Below are 17,670 nucleotides of genomic sequence, written 5' to 3'. Positions count from 1 at the left end.
GTGGTCCTCCCGGATCAAGTTCGGTTCGTCTTCGACGGCATCTCGTCGGCCGGCGCGTCGAGCGCGTTCTCCTTGCGGAACGACTCGTAGATCTGGAGCAGCACCTGCTTCTGCCGCTCGTTGATGGACGGATCGGCGAGGATGACGGCTCGCGTCTCCACCTCGTCCCGGTCCCGCTCATCCAGGATCCCGGCCTGCACGTACAGCGTCTCCGCGGAGATCCGCAGCGCCTTGGCCAGCTGCTGCAGGATGTCCGCGCTCGGCTTGCGCAGCCCGCGCTCGATCTGGCTCAGGTACGGATTCGACACCCCTGCCGCCTCGGCCAGCTGCCTCAGCGAGAGCTGGGCCTGCCGCCGCTGCTCGCGGAGGTACTCGCCGAGATTTCCGACGTTGAGCGATGCCATGCCCCGATCCTGCCGCACCTTGCTAACTATTGCAAGCAGACGCTTGCTCCATCTCCCACTCCCCCGCCCCGGGCGGTGATGGCCGGATGTGGCAGAGAGGCGTCATTGCGGCCGCTCCGGGCCGGCATGACCATGGACGCATGCCCACTTCCCACCGCGTCGTCATCGCGGTCTTCCCGGACGTCGACCTGCTCGACGTCACCGGCCCGGCCGAGGTGTTCGCCCTGGCCAACCGGGTGACCGGGGGCGCCGCGGGCTACCGGGTACGGCTGGCCGGGCCCGGCACCGAGCCGGTCGCCACCTCGGCCGGGGTACGCCTCGTGCCCGACCTGACCTTCGCCGAGGTGGGGGCCTCGGTGGACACGCTGCTGGTGCCCGGCGCGGTGGAAGCGGGACCGGACGGTCCCCGCGCCCTGGTCGACGACACCGTGGTGGAGTGGGTGAGGGCCACCGCCCCGCACGCCCGCCGGATCGCTTCGGTGTGCGTCGGCGCGCACCTGCTCGCCGCCGCCGGGCTGCTGGACGGGCGGCGTGCGACCACGCACTGGTCGACCGCGGCGCAGCTCGCGGCCGAGCACCCGCGGGTACGGGTCGACGCCGATCCCGTCTTCGTCCGCTCGGGCCGGGTGTGGACGGGGGCCGGCATCAGCACCTGCATGGACCTGGCGCTCGCCCTGGTGGCCGAGGACCACGGCGAGGAGCCGGCCCTGGCCGTGGCCCGGCAGCTCGTGATGTACCTGAGGCGGCAGGGCGGCCAGAGCCAGTTCAGCGTGCCGCTCAGCCGGCCGGCGGCGGCCCGCAGGGACATCGACGCCCTGCGGGCCTTCATCACCGAGCACCTCGACGAGGACCTGTCGGCGCCCGTGCTCGCCGGCCGCATGTGCCTGAGCGAGCGTCACTTCGCCCGGGTCTTCCGCCAGGAGACGGGCACCAGCCCGGCCTCGTACGTGGAGGCCGCGCGGGTGGAGGCGGCCCGCCGGCTGCTCGAGACCACCGACCAGCCGCTGGAGCAGGTAGCGGCGGCCACCGGCCTGGGTTCGGTGGAGACCCTGCACCGGGCCTTCCGCAAGCAGATCAACACCACCCCGGCGTCCTACCGGCGCCGCTTCCGCACCCTTTCCTGACCGGACCACCCCGGCCGCGCGGGCCCGCATCAGCGACGCCCGGGCGCGGCTCCACCCTGCCCGCCCCACGCCCGAAAGGCCCTTTTCCTCCATGCATGCCTCTGCGACCCTGCGCGACGTCATCGGCCTCGGCACCGCCCTGCCCCGCCTCGGCGAGACCACCCTGATCATGATCGACTTCCAGAACACCTACCGCACCGGCGTCATGGCCCTCGACGGCGCCGAACCCGCCCTCGCCGCGGGGGCCCGCCTGCTCGCCGCCGCCCGGGCGGCCGGCACGCCGGTCGTCCACGTCGTCAACGACGGGGGCGAGGGCACCCCGTACGACATCCGCGCCGAGATCGGCGCCATCAGCCCCGAAGTGGCTCCCGCCGAGGGGGAGCCGGTCGTCGTCAAGCAGTTCCCCGACGCCTTCCACGGCACCGGGCTGGAGCAGACGCTGCGCGACCTGGGCGCCGGACCCGACCTGGTGCTGGCCGGGTTCATGACCCACATGTGCGTCACCTTCACCGCCCAGGGCGCCTTCACCCTCGGATACCGGCCCACGGTCGTCGCCGAGGCGACCGCCACCCGCCCGCTGACCGCACCCGACGGCAGCACCGTGCCGGCCGCCGCGCTCCAGACGGCCGCCCTGACCACCGTCGCCGACCTGTTCGGCACGGTGGCCCCGACCGTCGGCCACCTCACCCGCTGGGCCAGGCGCCACTGTGACGACAGGGCCTAGGCGGGCCCGGGCCGGACGCTGCCGATCACCACGGTCGCGTACCGCTCCTCCGAGGTGAGCGCCCGCACCGCGAGACCCGCCGAGGCCAGCGCGGAGGCCGTCATCGGGGACTGGCGGGCGCTCGTCTCGATCAGCAGGTGCCCGCCGGGGGCCAGCCACGGCAGGGCGCCCGCCGCGACCCTGCGGTGGACGTCCAGGCCGTCCGCGCCGCCGTCCAGCGAGACCAGCGGCTCGTGCTCCCGGGCCTCCGGCGGCATGAACCCGATCTCCTCCGTCGGCACGTACGGGGCGTTGACCACCAGCATCTCGACCCGGCCCCGCAGCGTCGCCGGGAGCGGCGCGTACAGGTCGCCCTCCCACACCGCACCGCCGTACGGGGCCACGTTGCGCCTCGCGTACGCCAGCGCGGCCGGGTCGATGTCCGCCGCGTGCAGCTCCACCCCGCCCGGCACCCGCGAGGCCACCGCCGCGCCCAGCGCGCCCACCCCGCAGCACAGGTCGAGCACCACCGCGCCCGGCCGGGTCAGCGCCACCGCCTGCTCCACCAGGAACTCGGTGCGCCGGCGCGGTACGAAGGCGCCCGTGCCGACCTCCATCCGCAGCCCGCAGAACTCCGCCCAGCCCACGACGTGTTCCAGCGGCTCCCCCGCCACCCTGCGCGCCAGCAGGTCCGCCAGGTGGCCGTCGTCCCGGGCGGCCGAGACCAGCAGGTCCGCCTCCTCCTCGGCGAAGACGCAGCCGGCCGCGCGCAGGGATTCCACAAGTGTCGTCAAATACCTCAGTCCTCGTCCTCAGTCCTGGTCCCCGGTCCCGGTCCTCGGTCCTCGGTCCGGTCATCGAAGTGCTCGTCCTGCTGGTCCAGCGCGGTGACGCCGACGCCCTCCAGCCGCCCCGGGTCGGCCAGGATGTCGGTCGCGACGATACGGCCGCCGCTGACCGTCATGCCCATGACCGCGAGCGCCCTCCCCTCCGGGGAGATCGCGACGAGGCCGGGCACCCCGTTGACCAGCGCGGTCTCCTTCTGCCGCCCGGTGTCGGCGTCCGGGGCCGGCGCCCCGCCCTGCACCCGCCGCCGCGCCCGGCTCGCCGGCTGCCGGGCCGCGGCGGGGGGCCGCTCCACGATGGGCGCGATCTCGTCGAAGGGCACCCCGAACATGTCGTGCAGGACGAACGACAGCCGCTCGGCGGGCGCGAGTTGCTCCAGTACGACGAGCAGCGCGAGCCCGACCGAATCCGCGAGCAGCACCTCCTGCTCCGGGTCCAGCCCGTCCGGCGGACTCAGCAGCGGCTCCGGGAAGCCCGCCGGCCCGTCGAGGGACTCCTCGCCGCGCGCCTTGCGCGAGCGCAGCTGGTCCAGGCAGACGCGGGAGACGACCGTGGTAAGCCAGCCGCCCAGGTTGCCGACGTCGCCGGGGTCCGAGCGGTCGAGCCGGATCCAGGCCTCCTGGACGGCGTCCTCCGCCTCGGACAGCGAACCGAGCATCCGGTAGGCGACCGCCCGCAGATGCCCTCGCTTCTCCTCGAACCGTGCTGCCTCGTACCCGCTGTCGCCGGTCATCCCCCGGCTCCCCTCGTCCGGGCGCAGAAGCGCGGTGCCTGTGCCCTGCCACGCCTGCACCACCCTGACGTACGGCCTCCCGCCGGTGTGACGAGGGCCCGGACAGGGAGGACGGACCCGGGTCAGAAGACGTCCGGGCACCACGGCCGGCGCGCGGTACGGAACACCGCGTCCGCCAGCGCGACCGCCCCCGGCCGCTCCTCGGCCACCCGGCCCAGCGCGGCCAGCCGCGCCACGGACTCGTCCCCGAGGTACAGGGAGCCCAGCGCCGCCACGTCCAGCCGCAGGTCCGCGGCCTCCCGGGTCCGCTCGCACGCACCGGTGCCCGCGTCCAGCCGGTACCGGCCGTCCGTGATCCCCGCGGCGTCGGTCACCTCCAGGACGAGCACCCCCGGTACGGCGTACGTCCGCGCGCCGAGCGCGGCCGCGACGTCCAGCAGCCGTACCCACAGGAAGTCCGCCGCGGTCAGGGGCGTGGCGGAGCGCGGGTCGGGCAGCAGCCGGGTGACGAGGTCGTCGGGGGCGCGCCCGCCGGTCCGCACCTTCATCACCCAGTCGATGGAGCACAGGAAGTGCCACAGTGCGCGCTCCGCCTCCGGCGTGACGGCGATCAGGTCCTTCACCTGCACGGTGTTCAGCGGAACCTTCGCGGGCGTCCAGTGGTCGTCGGCCCCGTAGACCACCAGCCCGGCGACCTCCCCCGACGCCGTCCGGTACACGGCGTGGAACCTGTCCTTGTACGGGCGGTGCGACCACTCCTCCAGCCCGGTCGCCAGGTTCCACCAGCGCGCGTCCCGGTTCACCACCCCGGGAACGACCGCCCGCAGCCGCTCGTGCAGCCCCGGCCCCACCCGGCGCACCTCGGCCGCGTCCACGATCTCGATGCGACCGCCGTCCGCGGGCGCCGGGCAGCGCCGGTCCAGTCCGGTGCGCGGTACGTCGATCTCCCACTCCGCGACCGAGGCGGCGGGCCCGTACCCGTACCGCCCGTAGATCGGGTACTCGGCGGCGATCAGCGTCGACAGCACGTCCCCGCGCTCCCGGGCCGCGGTCAGCTCGGCGGCCATCATCCGGGTCAGCAGACCCTGGCGGCGGTGCGTGGGCAGGACGGCGACGTTCGAGACCGCGGCGGCCCGGACGGAAGCTCCGCCCGGCACGGTCAGTTGCTGCTCGAAGGAGCGGAAGGCCGCCACGCAGCGGCCGGTACCGGCGTCGAAACCGCCCTGGATACGGGTGATGTCCCCGTACTCGGCCCGCTGGGCGACATCGGACTCCGTCGCCCGGGCCGGGTTCAGGAACCCCGTGTTCAGGGTCGTCATCCACTCGGCGAGTTCGGATGCGGCGATCGGCCGGACGTCAGTGCTCATAGCGGGCCACGCTAACCGGCCCGCCTCCCGCAGTCGCCCGAATTTCCCCGCCGCTGCGCGGGCTCAGGCCAGCAGGTCGTCCACCTGCGCCTCGCCCTCCCGGTAACGGCGGGTGATCTCCGCGCTGCATCCGTCCGCCGTGCGCTGGAGCTGCTGGCGGCGCCGCGAGACCTGCTGCTCGTACCGCACCAGCCGGCCCATCCCCTCGTGGAGTTCGCCGTCCGTGCGGGCGCCGAGGTCCGACAGCTCCACGTCGGCCAGCATCTCCGCCGCCAGCAGCCGGTACTCCTCGCTGTGCGGGGTGCCGAGGGTGACGTGCCGGGCGGAGGCGCTGCGGCTGGAAGGGGCGTCCGCGAGGATCTCCGACAGCCGGTCCACCACCGGTGCCTCGGGGTCGCTGCGCCGGGCCAGCTCGGCGCGCAGGATGTCGATGCGGCCCTGGAGCAGGCGGCGCACGTAGCTGAGATCGGCTTCGTCGCGCTGCGCGTCGCGGCGCAGCGCCCGCAGTTCGGGCAGGCCGAGCGCGCCGGCCGCCTGGCCTGGCTCCGGCGTCTCGGCGGTGCGCTGCGCGGGCGGTCGTACCGCGGCGGCGACAGCGGACGCGGGTGAAGCAGGTACGGAGGTACCAGAAGTATTCATACGAACGAGTCCGTCCCCTCGACCGGTGCGGCGCACCCGCACCGCCTGCGTGCATCGTGCCACTCTCCGTGGCCGCAGTGCAGTCCCACTGCACCCGATCGGCCCCGGACGGGTGCACGGCTGGTACAAGGGTGGTATGCGAGCAGTGGTGCAGAGGGTGGACGGCGCGAGCGTCGTCGTGGCGGGCGAGACGGTCGGCGAGTTCGTCGGGGAGGGGCTGTGCGTCCTGGTGGGGGTGACCCACGACGACACGCCGGAGAAGGCGGCGCTGCTGGCGCGCAAGCTGTGGTCCGTGCGGATCCTGGAGGCGGAGAAGTCCTGCAGCGACGTGAACGCGCCGCTGCTGGTGATCTCCCAGTTCACGCTCTACGGAGACGCCCGCAAGGGCCGCCGGCCCACGTGGAACGCGGCGGCGCCCGGCCCGGTCGCCGAGCCGCTGGTCGACGAGGTCGTCGCGCAGCTGCGGGCGCTGGGGGCGACGGTGGAGACGGGCCGCTTCGGCGCGGACATGAGGGTCTCCCTGACCAACCACGGCCCGTTCACCCTCGTCATCGACGTCTAGTCCGCCGGGCTGCACCCGGCGGACCCCAGGCCGCTACGGCACTACGACGACCTCCTGCGCGGCGGCCGTCTTGCCGACCAGCAGCGGCGCGTCCACCGGAACGTTCCGCTTGACCAGCGCGAGCGCGATCGGGCCCAGCTCGTGGTGGCGGACGGCGGTGGTCACGAAGCCCAGCTGGCGGCCCTCCTCGCCGTCGGCCGCGAGCCGGACCGGGGCGCCGTGCGCCGGGAGCAGCACCTCGGAGCCGTCCAGGTGCAGGAAGACCAGGCGGCGCGGGGGCTTCCCCAGGTTGTGGACGCGGGCGACGGTCTCCTGGCCGCGGTAGCAGCCCTTCTGGAGGTGGACGGCGGTGCCGATCCAGCCCAGCTCGTGCGGGATGGTGCGGTGGTCGGTCTCCAGACCGAGCCTCGGGCGGTGCGCCTCCACGCGCAGGGCCTCGTAGGCGAGGAGGCCGGCGGCCGGGCCGTGCGCGGCGGCGAAGGCCTCCAGTTCGGCGCGCGGCAGGAACACGTCGCGGCCGTGGGCGGTCTCCCGTACGGGGTGCTTCCCGGCGGCCTCGGCGATCGAACCGGCCGGCAGGTGGACGACCGCGAACTCCGCGGTGCGGTCCGCGACGTCGACGCGGTAGAAGAACTTCATGGACTCCAGGTAGGCGATCAGCTCCTCCTGGGTGCCGGGCTCCACGTGCGCCCACGTGGTCTCGCCGTCGTCGACCAGGTAGAGCGCGTGCTCGATGTGGCCGTTGGCGGAGAGGATCAGCGCCTCGGTGGCCTGCCCGGGCGGCAGCTCCGTGAGGTGCTGGGTGAGCAGCAGGTGCAGCCAGCTCAGCCGCTCCGGCCCGGAGACGGTGACGACTCCGCGGTGCGAGAGGTCGACGAAACCGCGGCCGTCCGCGAGGGCGCGCTGTTCGCCGTACAGCTCTCCGTAGTGGGCGGCGACGCCCTCGTCGCGGCCTTCGGCCTGCACGGCGCCGGGGAGGTGGAGCAAGGGGCTGGTCATGGGACCAAGCCTACGACCCGGTCATGCCGGCCCGGCACCGTGTTTGGCGGCGCACTTCGTGCAGAGTCCGAAGATCGCGAAGTGCTTCATGTCGGTCTCGAAACCGAAGGCGGTACGGAGCTTCGCGGTGAACTCGGCGGCGATGTCCACGTCCGCCTCGATGACGTCGGAGCACTCGCGGCAGACCAGGTGGATGTGGTGGTGCCGGTCGGCGAGGTGGTAGGTGGGGGCGCCGTGCCCCAGGTGGGCGTGCGAGACGAGACCGAGCTCCTCCAGGAGCTCCAGCGTCCGGTAGACGGTGGAGATGTTCACTCCGGACGCCGTTCTGCGCACCTGCACGAGGATCTCGTCCGGAGTGGCGTGCTCCAGCGCGTCGACCGCCTCCAGGACGAGCTGGCGCTGCGGAGTCAGCCGGTATCCGCGCTGCCGCAGATCGGTCTTCCAGTCCGCGCCTTCGGTGCCTTCGGTCCTGTCGGTGCTCGCCACCCGGCCAGTGTAAGCGCGGGAAGGGGACCGCAGGGGTCCGCCCGGACACGGTCCGGGCGGAGGTCCCGCGGTCCCCTTCCCGGGAACGCGCCGTGCCGCTGCCGTCAGCGGAAGAAGGCGATGCCGTCGTCCGGCATGTCCGGGAGGTTGCGCGCCATCTCGGCGACCTCCTCGGGCGTGACGACCTTCTTCAGCTGGGCCGACATGTACGGGCGCAGCTCGACGTCCGGGGTGGCCTTCTCGCCGACCCACATCAGGTCGCTCTTCACGTAGCCGTAGAGCCGCTTGCCGCCGCTGTACGGGCCGGAGGCCGCGGTGCGGGCGACCGCGTCGGTGACCAGGTCGATCTGGGGCTTCTGGTCGGCGAGTTCGCCGTACCAGACCTCGACGACGCCCTGGTCGCGGACCATGACGATCTCGACCTTGCGGTCCTTGTCGATGCGCCAGTAACCCGACTCGGACTCCAGCGGCCGCACCTTCTTGCCCTCGGCGTCGAGGACCCAGGTGTGCGAGGTGTACTCCAGGAAGTCCCGCCCGTCGTGGGTGAAGACGACCTCCTGGCCGAAGTTGCACTTTTCCTCACCCGGGAAGTCGAAGACGCCCGCGCCCTCCCAGTTGCCGAGGAGGAAGGCGAGGGGGACGAGGCCCGGGTTCAGGTCGGACGGGATCTGGATCATGAATGGCTGCTCAGGCGATCTGTGGGAGGGGTTCCGGGGCGGTCTGCTGGGGCGGAGCTCAGCGCTGGCCCTGGTAGAGCTTCTTGACGGCCAGGCCGGTGAAGGCCATGACGCCGACGCAGACCAGGACCAGCAGGGAGGTGAAGACTGCCTCAAGCACGGGGTGCTCCTCGGAGGATTCGGTGCGGTGTACGGGCCGGTCCCCCAGCCTACTGGCCCGGAGACCGGCCCACTCTGTGAGGTCGGCCGTACCGCCGGCTTCCCCGGGGGTCAGCCGAGCAGCTGGTGCTGGAGGATCACCGTCTGGTGCAGGGGGACGGAGGCCACTGCACCCGTGCGGTGCTGGATGATCACGGCTTGGACGTCACCGGACCGGATGCATCCCACGGCGGTCTGCTCGTCCCCGAGGGGGGCGCCCTCCTCGTGGACCGAGATCTTGTGCTCCGACGCCGGCAGGGCGGCGCCGGCCTCGGTCCAGTCGGCGTCGAGCGGCAGGCTGCTGACGCCGTCGAGGACCCCGGGGCAGGTGTGGACGGACGACGTGAAGCCGGCGGAGTGGAAGCGCAGCAGGTAGACCCGGGTCCGGGTGCCGTCCGGCATGCTCCAGCCGCGGGCCACGATCTCGCGCGGCCCGTCGGCGGCGAAGTTCTTCCGGAGCGAGTCGCGCGGCTCGGCCGCGTACTCCTGCAGGAAGGTGTCCGCAGTCACTGCGGAGTCCTTCTCCAGCTTCACCGCCGCGTCGGGCGTCGAGCCGGCGGGCGCGGGCAGGAGCAGCTGGGTCAGGCCTGCGTAGTGGATGCCGTCCCGGTTCTCCCCGGAGAAGGGCAGCGGGGCACCCGGCGGCAGGGTCGGCTTGGACAGGACGGGGTAGGTCCAGCGGCCGTCGCTCCTGGTCGACAGGCCGGGGACGTCGGTGCGCTCGGGCCCGCTGATCCCGTACGCGACGCCCGTACCGACCGCGGCGAAGACGAGCACGGCGGCCGTCCAGCGCAGTACGGCAAACAGTGCGCGCCGGTCTCGGGGCGCGGCCTGTGTCTGCGGCACCGCGGCGCCCTCGGGCCCGGCCACGGCCTCGGCCTCGGCAGCGGTGGTGGGTGCGGTGACGGCGCCGGCCTCGTCCGCGGTGGTGGGCTCGGTCATGCGGACTCCCCCGGAGACTTCAGGTGGCTCAGCTGGTTCTTGAAGAAGCCGATGGCGTCGGAGTTCGGCAGGGGACGGGGGCCGAAGGCACGGAAGTCGACCATCACGTCCCCTTCGACCGCCACGCACCGCAGCACGTCGATCCTGGCCGTCTTCCCGTCCTTCTCGTCCCCCACGGCCGTCAGCACGCACGCGGCGTCCGGGTGTCCGTCCACCTGCGGCGCCGGGCGTCCGTCGCTGCCCGCTGCGAGGATCGCCTTGGAGAACGCGGTGAACGACCCCACCGCCTCCGGAGCGCCCTGCAGGACGTGCACCTCGAAGACGGGCCCGCCGTTGTCCCGCGCGTAGCTGCGCCCGGCGGTGCCCTTGAGCTTCAGCTGGGCCCGCCCCGTGTCGCGGCCGGACTTGTCCCCACCTCCGGCCAGGGTCTCGGCCATCTTGTCGCCGGCGAGGAAGTAGTCGTTGCCCTCGGCTCCGATGTCGGGGCCGAGCGAGTAGCCCGCCGGAAGCGGAAGGAGCTTTTCCGCGAGGGCGTGCGACGGCACCGCGGGCGGCTCCTCGGCCCGCCCGGCCTGCCGGCCCGCCGGAGCCCAGTAGGCGGTGGGAGCGGTGCGGTCGGCGCCCTTGAGCGCGAGGAACCCCCCGGCGCCGCCCGCCGCGAGCACGGCGACGGCGGCGACGGAGCCCACGACGCGTGCGGCCTTGCGACGGCGGCCCGCGGGTGGGGCGGGTACCGGGGTCATCGGTCCGGTGACCGCGCCAGGGGCCGGGGCGGTCCCGCTGTCCGTCTCGGTCACAGTCGCTCCAGCTGCCGCTTGGCCAGGTCGATGACGTCGTTCTCGGAGATGGCGGCGCCCCTGGACTCCACCCAGAAGATTTCCGCGACGATGTCCCCGCGGCGTACGAGGGCCCGGGCCTCCCGCATCGGTTCGTACCCGGCCTCCCGCGTGAGCTCCGAGAACACCCAGACGTGCGCGTCGGCGGGCGGCAGACCCGCGACCTCGGAGCCGGGGTTGCCCGCGTCGTCGGAGATCGAGTGGAGCGAGTCGCCCATGTCCCCGACCGCACCTCCCCGCCCCTTGAACTGCGTCATCTGGATCTCCGTGTACCGGTCGCCCTGCTCCCAGGCCGTGGAGACCACGCGCCGGAAGCCGTCGCCCTGGAGAGCGGTGAAGGCCCTGTCCGGCCGCTCGTAGAGCCCCGCGTACTCCGCGAGCCCCAGGTAGCCGGGGGCGCTGATGCGCTTCGCGCCCGCCGGGGCCTCCAGGAGCAGCTCGCTGAGGTCGCCGTCCGACCTGTGCCAGCGGTTGGCGTTGATCGTCTTGTGCGTGGTGGTGTCGTCCGGCGCGAGCGGCTCCGGTGCCACCAGCGTCTGCTGGGCCAGCGGCGGCAGCGGGGTGGGTGCGCGGTGGTACTGGACCGCGTAGCCGGTGACCGTGCCGGCCAGGACGCCGAGTACGACCGCGGCGGCGATCAGCAGCGGCGTACCGGCCCGGCCGCGGCGGCGGGCCGCGGGCTCCGGCTCGGGCTCGGGAAGCAGCTCGTGCGCGGACCCGGCGGTCGCGGGCAGCAGGTCCGGAGTGTCCGCATCCGGTCCGCTCTCCCCCTTTTTCCGCTGGTCAGGAAGGGTCGGTTCGGGTTGCAAAGGGGGTCCCCCCACAGGACGTCAGATGCGGGTCCCATTGCCCGCGTGTACATGACCAGCTCTACGGGGGAGCAGTTGCGCGGAATTCGATCACGTTTTCGTCTCACGGCGCCTCAGTCCTCGTGACGCCGCTTTCCGTCCAGTTCGTCCCACCACTCGTCGGACTTCGGGTCGCCCGACGGGTCGTCCCACCAGCGGTCCTCCGGGCCGCGCCGGTTCGCGATCATCGCGGCGACCGGCGGGATGACCATGGCGACCACGCACAGGGCCACGGCGGCCTCCACCGAGAACAGCCGCACGAACGACCAGGCGGAGACGAAGAGGAACAGGCATCCGCCCATGAGCAGGAAGTAGACGCGTCGGCGCCGGGCGTACATGCCTCCAGCGTAGGCCGGACGGCCGCCGGCACAAGGCGCGCGGACGGCACGAAGGGCCGCACCCCGTTCCAGTGGCGTCCAACCCCCGGGGGTGCGGCCCTTCGGCCGGTCCATCAGTGCACGGGCACGGTCGGTCAGACCGCGATCGCCACGTCCGTCACGCCGCCGGCCTCGGCGACCACGACGCTGCGGTCCGCCGTGGCACCCGGGACGAGCGCCCGCAGCGTCCAGGAGCCGGTGGCGGCGTAGAAGCGGAACTGGCCGGTGGCCGAGGTCGGGACCTCGGCGGTGAACTCGCCGGTCGAGTCCAGCAGGCGGACGTAGCCGGACACCGGCTCGCCGCCCTGGGTGATCTGGCCCTGGATGGCGGTCTCACCGGGCTTCAGCGTCGCGAGGTCGGGCCCGCCGATCTGTGCTCCACACATGTTCTCTGTCCTGTCCTAGAGAGGTCGTACTGTCGCCTACGGGCCCTGCGCGCCCGGCAGGGTTACTTGTTGGGGCCGAGCTCGATCGGCACGCCGACGAGCGAGCCGTACTCGGTCCAGGAACCGTCGTAGTTCTTGACGTTCTCCTGGCCCAGGAGCTCGTGCAGGACGAACCACGTGAGCGCGGAGCGCTCACCGATGCGGCAGTAGGCGATGGTGTCCTTCGCCAGGTCGACCTGCTCGGCCTCGTAGAGGGCGGTCAGCTCCTCGTCGGACTTGAAGGTGCCGTCGTCGTTGGCGTTCTTCGACCACGGGATGTTGCGGGCGCTCGGCACGTGGCCGGGGCGCTGCGACTGCTCCTGCGGGAGGTGCGCCGGGGCGAGGAGCTTGCCGGAGAACTCGTCGGGCGAGCGGACGTCGACCAGGTTCAGGGAGCCGATCGCGGCCACGACGTCGTCGCGGAAGGCGCGGATGGAGGTGTCCTGGGCCTTGGCCTTGTACTGGGTGGCCGGGCGGTTCGGGACGTCCTTGCCGTCGACCAGGTCGCGGGAGTCGAGCTCCCACTTCTTGCGGCCGCCGTCGAGGAGCTTCACGTCCTGGTGGCCGTAGAGCTTGAAGTACCAGTAGGCGTAGGACGCGAACCAGTTGTTGTTGCCGCCGTAGAGGACGACGGTGTCGTCGTTGGAGATGCCCTTGGCGGAGAGGAGCTTCTCGAAGCCCTCCTGGTCCACGAAGTCGCGGCGGACCGGGTCCTGGAGGTCGCTCTTCCAGTCGATCCGGACGGCGTTGGTGATGTGGTTCTTGTCGTACGCGGACGTGTCCTCGTCCACCTCGACGATGACGACGTTCGCGTCGTTCAGGTGGGCCTCGACCCAGTCGGCGTCTACGAGGACGTCGCTGCGGCTCATGGTGTTCTCCTCCGGGGCAGTGTGCGGCGGGGCTGTGCTGGTACGGCTGCGGACCTGCAGGCTGTGGAACCTGCCGGCTGCGGGTGCTGCTCGGTTGGTGCGTGCGTGCGTCCGGGTGCGCTCAGAGGTCCTGCACGGGGAGGCGGCAGGGGATCAGGAGGCAGGTGCGGTCACGCGGGAAGTGCTGTCGTCCGGCTGGTGGAGCGGATGGGCCCACAGGTCACATGGATCGACAGAGCATGGCGGCGACGCGACACAGGTCTACTGCCCGCCGCTTCGTGAGGTCCGCCTGCTGATGCTTCATAGGCATGGATCGTAGGGACGAATCAGCCGCCCTGTCACCGGTGTGTCATATTCCGAGACAGGATCGTCCGAATACTGGGATTCGGGGGCCCGGGGCGGCCGCCGCGCCGCCTCCGGGACACCCCGTCCGGCCCGCCCATCTGCGGATCGGACCGCCGTGTCTCACGATCCGGCCAACACCACGTCCGAGCCGCCCAGCGTGAGGTGCACACCGGCCTCGTCCGAGGTCAGCGCGGTCAGCTGGAGCCCGGCCGGCAGGCCGTCGTCCAGCCGGCGGTCGAAGTCGGTCTTCTTGCGGACCAGCTTCTCGACGGCCGGAACTCCCCCGCCGGGCACCTCGTCGGCGCGCACCCGGACCAGCTTGCCGCCCTGGCCGCCTTCCGCGTCCACGAGGCTGACGGTCGACACCACGCTGTGCGTGAGGGACTTGCCGAGGAGCTCGACGGTCGCGGTGACCTTCACCTTGCCCGGCGCACCGCCGTAGGTGAGGGTCGCGCCGGTCTGCGAGGCGGCGGTCAGGTCCGCGTACGTGATGAGCGCGGTGCCCTCGGCCCGCTCGGCGGTGCCGCCCGTGTAGTCCCCGTTCAGCTTCACCCCGTGGAACGTGGCGCCCAGCTCCGAGAGCCGCGTCTTGCGGCCGTCCGCGGTGGCCTCGACGCCCTTGAGGTCGATGTCGACCCGGTCCAGCTCGCGGCTGAGGGCCTGGGTCAGGAAGGGGAAGCCGTGTATCTCCACCTCGGTGCTGCCTGCCAGCCCCTGCCGGGCCTGGATCCGGTCGGCCAGCCGGTTCTCGGCATAGCCGACCGCCCAGCGGTCCACACCGGCGAGCAGGGCTGCCAGCACCACTCCGATGATCACAACGACACGTAGAAAACGCACGTGTCCACCCCCTACTAATCGGTACGTGCGTTCTAGTGGACCATGGTCGGCCGTCGGACGGCCGTCAGCCCACCACCCGGCCGATCAGGTACACGGCGGGCGCGGCCGCCGCCAGCGGCAGCGCCACACCGGCCGTCATGTGCACGAACTTCGACGGGTAGTCGTACGCCGCCACGCGCAGCCCGACCAGCGCGCACACCCCGGCGACGAGCCCCAGCAGCGCCCCGCCGCCCGCGCCGACGGTCAGCCCGCCGACCGCGATGCCCGCACCCGCGGCCGAGGCCAGCGCGGCGCCCACCGAGGGCGCGGGGGGCAGCGGCAGCGCCCGGGCGAACACGGCGGCCGCGACGGCCACGCCGCCGACGGTGACGGCCTGGGAACCGGCGGCGAGGTAGCCCGCGCAGACGATGGCGAGGGCGGCCGAGGCCACCGAAGCCATCAGGCCGTACATCCGCTCGTCGGGATCGGCGTGGCTGCGCAGCTGGAGGACCAGCGTGAGCAGCACCCAGGCGCCGAGGGTGCCGATGATCGCGCCGGGGCCGTGGGTGCGGTCCACCGCGAGCACGGCTGCGTCGGCGACGAGCGCCCCCAGGAAGGCGAGGGCGATGCCCTGGCGGGCGGGCCACATCCCGTTGAGGCGGAACCAGCCGGCGGCGGTGAGCCCCTGCAGGGCGATCAGCGGCACCAGCAGGGCGTACTGCCCCACCGCGGCCGCCACGGCCAGCAGCACGCCGAGGGCGGCGGTCAGCAGGGCCGGCTGCGGGCCCGGGTCGATGATCGGCGACAGGCCCTCGGCCCGCGCCTGGGCGGGGTCGACGGCGCGGATCGTGTTCCCCGCGAGGGTGGGCGGCGACCAGGCGGGCTCCTCACCGGGCTCCGCACCGGCCGGCTGCGGCGCCGAAGCCGGAGCGGGGGCCGGAGCCGCGTGCTCGCGGTACGGCGGCAGGTACGCGGTCTCCTCCGCCGCAGCCGGAGCCGGGGCCGGAGCCGCCTGCTCCCGGTACGGCGGCAGGTACGCGGTCTCCTCCGCCGCAGCCGGAGCCGGGGCCGGAGCCGCCTGCCCCCGGTACGGCGGCAGGTACGCGGTCTCCTCCGCCGAAGCCGGAGCCGGGGCCGGAGCCGCCTGCTCCCGGTACGGCGGCAGGTACGCGGTCTCCTCCGCCGAAGCCGGAGCCGGGGCCGCCTGCCCCCGGTACGGCGGCAGGTACGCGGTCTCCTCCGCCGAAGCGGCGGCCGGAGCCGGGGCGGGCGTCTGGGGCGGCAGGTAGGCGGTCTGCTCGGCGGCCGGGGCGTCCGGCCAGGGCACGCCTCCCCGGGACCAGTCCTGGACCGGGGCCGGGGCGGGCGCGGGGGCCTCGTCGCGGAACCAGCCGTCCGGGACGGCGGGCTGCTGCTGCCCGGAGCCCGGGTACGGCGGCAGGTACGCGGTCTCCTCCGCCGGGACGGCGGCCGGAGCGGCCTGCTCCCCGTACGGCGTCGGGTAGCCCGCCCGGGACCAGTCCTGGGCGGGAGCCGGGGCGGGCGCGGGGGCCTCCTCGCGGAACCAGCCGTCCGGGGCGACCGGCTGCTGCTGCCCGGAGCCCGGATACGGCGGCAGGTACGCGGTCTCCTCCGCCGGTGCGACAGCCGGAGCGGGCGGCTCGTCCCGGAACCAGCCCTCGGGCGCGACCGGCTGACCCGGCACCGAGCCCAGCGGCGGGTGCACCGGCTGGTAGCCGGTCTCCCAGGTCTCGGCCTGCCAGGTCTGGGTCCCGTACGGGTCCTGCTGGTGCGGGTCCTGCTGGTGCGGCTGCTGCTGGTGCGACTGCTGCTGGTTCTGCTGGTGCGGCTGCTGCTGGTGCGGCTGCTGCTGGTTCTGCTGTTCCTCAGGCGTGCTCATCGGTTTCCGCTCACCCGCCCGCGAACGGCGGGAGCACCTCGACGGTGCCCCCCTCGGTCAGCTGGACGGAATCGTGCGGGCGCTTGCCCACGGGCTCGTCGTTCACGAGGAAGGAGCAGCGCAGCAGGACCCGGGTCAGCTCCCCGGGGTGGCGTTCCCGCACGGCGTCGAGCGCCTCGGCCAGTGTCTGCGCCGAGTACGGCTCCTCCGCCGTCTTGGCCGCGGCCTTGGCCGCCGCCCAGTAGCGGATGGTTCCGGTTGCCACTGCAGCTCCTATCGTCGGCTCTCTACCGTCGGCCTCCATGATGACCCCTCCCCGCCCCGGCCCCGGCGTGCCACCGCGCGCCCCGTGTGCGCCCGGCCCGGCCCCGGGGGGTCCACCCATACGGTGAAACCGGGGCATACGCGAGCCCGGGCGTGGCAGGAACCACAGAAGAGGAACGGGCGGAGCCTCGGCCGCGAACGGACCGGTGGGCTATTCTGCTGGCGAGAGGATCCGGGCAACGTAGCCCCCGGGTCCTTTTGTGCTTTCAGCGCGTTGAACGCACCGAGAACAACGAGCACGATCGAGCACGACCGAGCACCACGTAGAACAGCGGCGTCCGTCCGGGCCCAAGGGCGCGGGGCCCGCCAGGACGCCGCACGAGACGCACCACGTACGAAGCAGCACGTCCTCGACGGGACCGAGGAGGAACCGACGTGATGGACCAGCGAACCGTGCTAGACCGGCCGACCGGGACAGGGCGGGGTGGTCAGGCATGAGCTCCCTGCTGCTGCTGACCAACGCCCTGCAGCCGTCCACCGAGGTGCTGCCCGCCCTCGGTCTGCTGCTGCACAACGTCCGGGTGGCCCCCGCCGAGGGACCGGCCCTCGTGGACACCCCGGGCGCCGACGTCATCCTCGTGGACGGCCGCCGTGACCTGCCGCAGGTGCGCTCGCTGTGCCAGCTGCTGCGCTCCACCGGGCCGGGCTGCCCGCTGATCCTCGTCGTCACCGAGGGCGGCCTCGCGGCCGTCACCGCCGACTGGGGCATCGACGACGTCCTCCTCGACACCGCCGGTCCCGCCGAGGTCGAGGCGCGGCTGCGGCTGGCCACCGGCCGTCAGCAGCTGGGCTCCGACGACTCCCCGATGGAGATCCGCAACGGTGACCTCTCGGTGGACGAGGCCACGTACTCCGCCAAGCTCAAGGGCCGGGTGCTGGACCTCACCTTCAAGGAGTTCGAGCTGCTCAAGTACCTCGCGCAGCACCCCGGCCGGGTCTTCACCCGCGCCCAGCTGCTCCAGGAGGTCTGGGGCTACGACTACTTCGGCGGCACCCGGACGGTGGACGTCCACGTACGGCGCCTGCGGGCCAAGCTCGGCCCCGAGCACGAGTCCCTGATCGGTACGGTCCGCAACGTCGGATACCGCTTCGTCACGCCGGAGAAGGTCGAGCGGGCGGCTGCCGAGGCCGCCGCCCAGGCGGCGCAGCAGGCGGCCGCCCAGACCGGCACGGTTGTCACCCGCCCGGCGGAAGACCCTGTGAGCATCCACTCCGCAGGACGCCCTGCCCAGAGGTAGGTCACCCCGCGT

At 73.2% G+C, this 17,670-nt stretch carries 22 protein-coding genes; 4 read left to right on the top strand and 18 right to left on the bottom strand.

What is annotated here, in order from left to right; all coding sequences use genetic code 11:
* Window positions 1-14 precede the first annotated feature (14 nt).
* Window positions 15-404: a helix-turn-helix domain-containing protein gene (locus tag ACFWUZ_RS20385; protein WP_384374437.1), complete on the bottom strand. Its 390-nt coding sequence runs from the start codon at window positions 402-404 to the stop codon at window positions 15-17.
* A 140-nt stretch (window positions 405-544) separates the two neighbouring features.
* On the opposite strand from ACFWUZ_RS20385, the gene ACFWUZ_RS20380 reads away from it, so the two are divergent.
* Together ACFWUZ_RS20380 and ACFWUZ_RS20375 are read left to right on the top strand one after the other, a co-directional pair.
* The gene (locus ACFWUZ_RS20380; protein ID WP_384374434.1) at window positions 545-1,528 is read left to right on the top strand and encodes a GlxA family transcriptional regulator; all 984 of its coding nucleotides are present in this window, start codon (window positions 545-547) and stop codon (window positions 1,526-1,528) included.
* Between the two features lie 91 nt (window positions 1,529-1,619).
* On the top strand, window positions 1,620-2,252 hold the full coding sequence (locus ACFWUZ_RS20375; RefSeq protein WP_384374431.1) for an isochorismatase family protein: 633 nt from the start codon (window positions 1,620-1,622) through the stop codon (window positions 2,250-2,252).
* Here ACFWUZ_RS20375 and ACFWUZ_RS20370 read toward each other — a convergent pair.
* The 4 genes from ACFWUZ_RS20370 to ACFWUZ_RS20355 form a co-directional block, all read right to left on the bottom strand.
* Complete coding sequence (locus ACFWUZ_RS20370) at window positions 2,249-3,025, bottom strand: putative protein N(5)-glutamine methyltransferase (RefSeq protein ID WP_384374428.1); 777 nt, start codon at window positions 3,023-3,025, stop codon at window positions 2,249-2,251. The genes ACFWUZ_RS20375 and ACFWUZ_RS20370 overlap by 4 nt on opposite strands.
* 5 nt (window positions 3,026-3,030) lie before the next feature.
* Window positions 3,031-3,810, bottom strand: coding sequence for a sigma-70 family RNA polymerase sigma factor (locus ACFWUZ_RS20365; RefSeq protein WP_384374425.1), 780 nt, complete (start codon window positions 3,808-3,810; stop codon window positions 3,031-3,033).
* 122 nt (window positions 3,811-3,932) lie between these two features.
* A complete protein-coding gene (locus ACFWUZ_RS20360; RefSeq protein WP_384374422.1) occupies window positions 3,933-5,177 on the bottom strand; it encodes a GNAT family N-acetyltransferase in 1,245 nt (414 codons plus the stop codon).
* Between the two features lie 63 nt (window positions 5,178-5,240).
* Window positions 5,241-5,816 carry an AmfC protein gene (locus tag ACFWUZ_RS20355; RefSeq protein WP_384374420.1) on the bottom strand — a complete coding sequence of 192 codons (576 nt, stop codon included), beginning with the start codon at window positions 5,814-5,816 and terminating at the stop codon, window positions 5,241-5,243.
* 136 nt (window positions 5,817-5,952) lie between these two features.
* On the opposite strand from ACFWUZ_RS20355, the gene dtd reads away from it, so the two are divergent.
* Window positions 5,953-6,378: a D-aminoacyl-tRNA deacylase gene (dtd, locus tag ACFWUZ_RS20350; protein ID WP_384374416.1), complete on the top strand. Its 426-nt coding sequence runs from the start codon at window positions 5,953-5,955 to the stop codon at window positions 6,376-6,378.
* A 33-nt stretch (window positions 6,379-6,411) separates the two neighbouring features.
* On the opposite strand, the gene ACFWUZ_RS20345 is transcribed toward dtd, so the two are convergent.
* The 13 genes from ACFWUZ_RS20345 to ACFWUZ_RS20285 all read right to left on the bottom strand — a co-directional run bounded on the left by ACFWUZ_RS20345 (window position 6,412) and on the right by ACFWUZ_RS20285 (window position 16,361).
* Window positions 6,412-7,377 (bottom strand): YgfZ/GcvT domain-containing protein, encoded by a 966-nt coding sequence (locus tag ACFWUZ_RS20345; protein WP_384374413.1) that lies wholly within the window; start codon window positions 7,375-7,377, stop codon window positions 6,412-6,414.
* Window positions 7,378-7,398: 21 nt separating this feature from the next.
* Window positions 7,399-7,863: a Fur family transcriptional regulator gene (locus ACFWUZ_RS20340; protein WP_384374411.1), complete on the bottom strand. Its 465-nt coding sequence runs from the start codon at window positions 7,861-7,863 to the stop codon at window positions 7,399-7,401.
* Between the two features lie 104 nt (window positions 7,864-7,967).
* Window positions 7,968-8,540 carry an FABP family protein gene (locus tag ACFWUZ_RS20335; RefSeq protein WP_384374408.1) on the bottom strand — a complete coding sequence of 191 codons (573 nt, stop codon included), beginning with the start codon at window positions 8,538-8,540 and terminating at the stop codon, window positions 7,968-7,970.
* A 270-nt stretch (window positions 8,541-8,810) separates the two neighbouring features.
* Window positions 8,811-9,680, bottom strand: a complete 870-nt coding sequence (locus ACFWUZ_RS20330; protein WP_384374405.1) for a hypothetical protein — start codon at window positions 9,678-9,680, stop codon at window positions 8,811-8,813.
* Window positions 9,677-10,477 (bottom strand): hypothetical protein, encoded by an 801-nt coding sequence (locus tag ACFWUZ_RS20325; protein ID WP_384374402.1) that lies wholly within the window; start codon window positions 10,475-10,477, stop codon window positions 9,677-9,679. Before ACFWUZ_RS20325 ends, ACFWUZ_RS20330 begins: the two co-directional genes overlap by 4 nt.
* On the bottom strand, window positions 10,474-11,325 hold the full coding sequence (locus ACFWUZ_RS20320; RefSeq protein WP_384374399.1) for a hypothetical protein: 852 nt from the start codon (window positions 11,323-11,325) through the stop codon (window positions 10,474-10,476). Before ACFWUZ_RS20320 ends, ACFWUZ_RS20325 begins: the two co-directional genes overlap by 4 nt.
* Before the next feature lie 113 nt (window positions 11,326-11,438).
* Window positions 11,439-11,816 carry a DUF3099 domain-containing protein gene (locus ACFWUZ_RS20315; protein WP_384374396.1) on the bottom strand — a complete coding sequence of 126 codons (378 nt, stop codon included), beginning with the start codon at window positions 11,814-11,816 and terminating at the stop codon, window positions 11,439-11,441.
* Between the two features lie 20 nt (window positions 11,817-11,836).
* Window positions 11,837-12,127: a DUF1416 domain-containing protein gene (locus ACFWUZ_RS20310; protein ID WP_384374393.1), complete on the bottom strand. Its 291-nt coding sequence runs from the start codon at window positions 12,125-12,127 to the stop codon at window positions 11,837-11,839.
* A gap of 62 nt (window positions 12,128-12,189) precedes the next feature.
* Window positions 12,190-13,035 carry a sulfurtransferase gene (locus ACFWUZ_RS20305; protein ID WP_046778629.1) on the bottom strand — a complete coding sequence of 282 codons (846 nt, stop codon included), beginning with the start codon at window positions 13,033-13,035 and terminating at the stop codon, window positions 12,190-12,192.
* Between the two features lie 220 nt (window positions 13,036-13,255).
* A complete protein-coding gene (locus ACFWUZ_RS20300; protein ID WP_350206375.1) occupies window positions 13,256-13,339 on the bottom strand; it encodes a putative leader peptide in 84 nt (27 codons plus the stop codon).
* A gap of 161 nt (window positions 13,340-13,500) precedes the next feature.
* Window positions 13,501-14,217 (bottom strand): DUF2993 domain-containing protein, encoded by a 717-nt coding sequence (locus tag ACFWUZ_RS20295; RefSeq protein ID WP_384374389.1) that lies wholly within the window; start codon window positions 14,215-14,217, stop codon window positions 13,501-13,503.
* Window positions 14,218-14,281: 64 nt separating this feature from the next.
* The gene (locus ACFWUZ_RS20290) at window positions 14,282-16,096 is read right to left on the bottom strand and encodes a hypothetical protein (protein ID WP_384374386.1); all 1,815 of its coding nucleotides are present in this window, start codon (window positions 16,094-16,096) and stop codon (window positions 14,282-14,284) included.
* Between the two features lie 10 nt (window positions 16,097-16,106).
* Window positions 16,107-16,361, bottom strand: coding sequence for a MoaD/ThiS family protein (locus tag ACFWUZ_RS20285; protein WP_384374383.1), 255 nt, complete (start codon window positions 16,359-16,361; stop codon window positions 16,107-16,109).
* A gap of 493 nt (window positions 16,362-16,854) precedes the next feature.
* Between ACFWUZ_RS20285 and ACFWUZ_RS20280 the strand changes: the two genes are divergently transcribed.
* Complete coding sequence (locus ACFWUZ_RS20280) at window positions 16,855-17,658, top strand: response regulator transcription factor (protein WP_384374380.1); 804 nt, start codon at window positions 16,855-16,857, stop codon at window positions 17,656-17,658.
* Window positions 17,659-17,670 lie beyond the last annotated feature (12 nt).

This window comes from Streptomyces sp. NPDC058646 (assembly GCF_042716875.1).
GTDB lineage: Bacteria > Actinomycetota > Actinomycetes > Streptomycetales > Streptomycetaceae > Streptomyces.
The sequence above is the reverse complement of the archived record's forward strand: the minus strand, read 5'-3'. Positions and strand labels throughout refer to the sequence as shown.

Bases quoted from the DNA above. Each gene is read 5' to 3' on its own strand.
- dtd (WP_384374416.1), top strand. From the start codon at position 5,953: ATGCGAGCAGTGGTGCAGAGGGTGGACGGCGCGAGCGTCGTCGTGGCG.
- ACFWUZ_RS20280 (WP_384374380.1), top strand. From the start codon at position 16,855: ATGAGCTCCCTGCTGCTGCTGACCAACGCCCTGCAGCCGTCCACCGAG.
- ACFWUZ_RS20305 (WP_046778629.1), bottom strand. From the start codon at position 13,035: ATGAGCCGCAGCGACGTCCTCGTAGACGCCGACTGGGTCGAGGCCCAC.
- ACFWUZ_RS20385 (WP_384374437.1), bottom strand. From the start codon at position 404: ATGGCATCGCTCAACGTCGGAAATCTCGGCGAGTACCTCCGCGAGCAG.
- ACFWUZ_RS20330 (WP_384374405.1), bottom strand. From the start codon at position 9,680: ATGACCGAGCCCACCACCGCGGACGAGGCCGGCGCCGTCACCGCACCC.
- ACFWUZ_RS20360 (WP_384374422.1), bottom strand. From the start codon at position 5,177: ATGAGCACTGACGTCCGGCCGATCGCCGCATCCGAACTCGCCGAGTGG.
- ACFWUZ_RS20355 (WP_384374420.1), bottom strand. From the start codon at position 5,816: ATGAATACTTCTGGTACCTCCGTACCTGCTTCACCCGCGTCCGCTGTC.
- ACFWUZ_RS20380 (WP_384374434.1), top strand. From the start codon at position 545: ATGCCCACTTCCCACCGCGTCGTCATCGCGGTCTTCCCGGACGTCGAC.
- ACFWUZ_RS20365 (WP_384374425.1), bottom strand. From the start codon at position 3,810: ATGACCGGCGACAGCGGGTACGAGGCAGCACGGTTCGAGGAGAAGCGA.
- ACFWUZ_RS20290 (WP_384374386.1), bottom strand. From the start codon at position 16,096: ATGAGCACGCCTGAGGAACAGCAGAACCAGCAGCAGCCGCACCAGCAG.
- ACFWUZ_RS20335 (WP_384374408.1), bottom strand. From the start codon at position 8,540: ATGATCCAGATCCCGTCCGACCTGAACCCGGGCCTCGTCCCCCTCGCC.
- ACFWUZ_RS20310 (WP_384374393.1), bottom strand. From the start codon at position 12,127: ATGTGTGGAGCACAGATCGGCGGGCCCGACCTCGCGACGCTGAAGCCC.
- ACFWUZ_RS20315 (WP_384374396.1), bottom strand. From the start codon at position 11,816: ATGGACCGGCCGAAGGGCCGCACCCCCGGGGGTTGGACGCCACTGGAA.
- ACFWUZ_RS20300 (WP_350206375.1), bottom strand. From the start codon at position 13,339: ATGAAGCATCAGCAGGCGGACCTCACGAAGCGGCGGGCAGTAGACCTG.
- ACFWUZ_RS20375 (WP_384374431.1), top strand. From the start codon at position 1,620: ATGCATGCCTCTGCGACCCTGCGCGACGTCATCGGCCTCGGCACCGCC.
- ACFWUZ_RS20345 (WP_384374413.1), bottom strand. From the start codon at position 7,377: ATGACCAGCCCCTTGCTCCACCTCCCCGGCGCCGTGCAGGCCGAAGGC.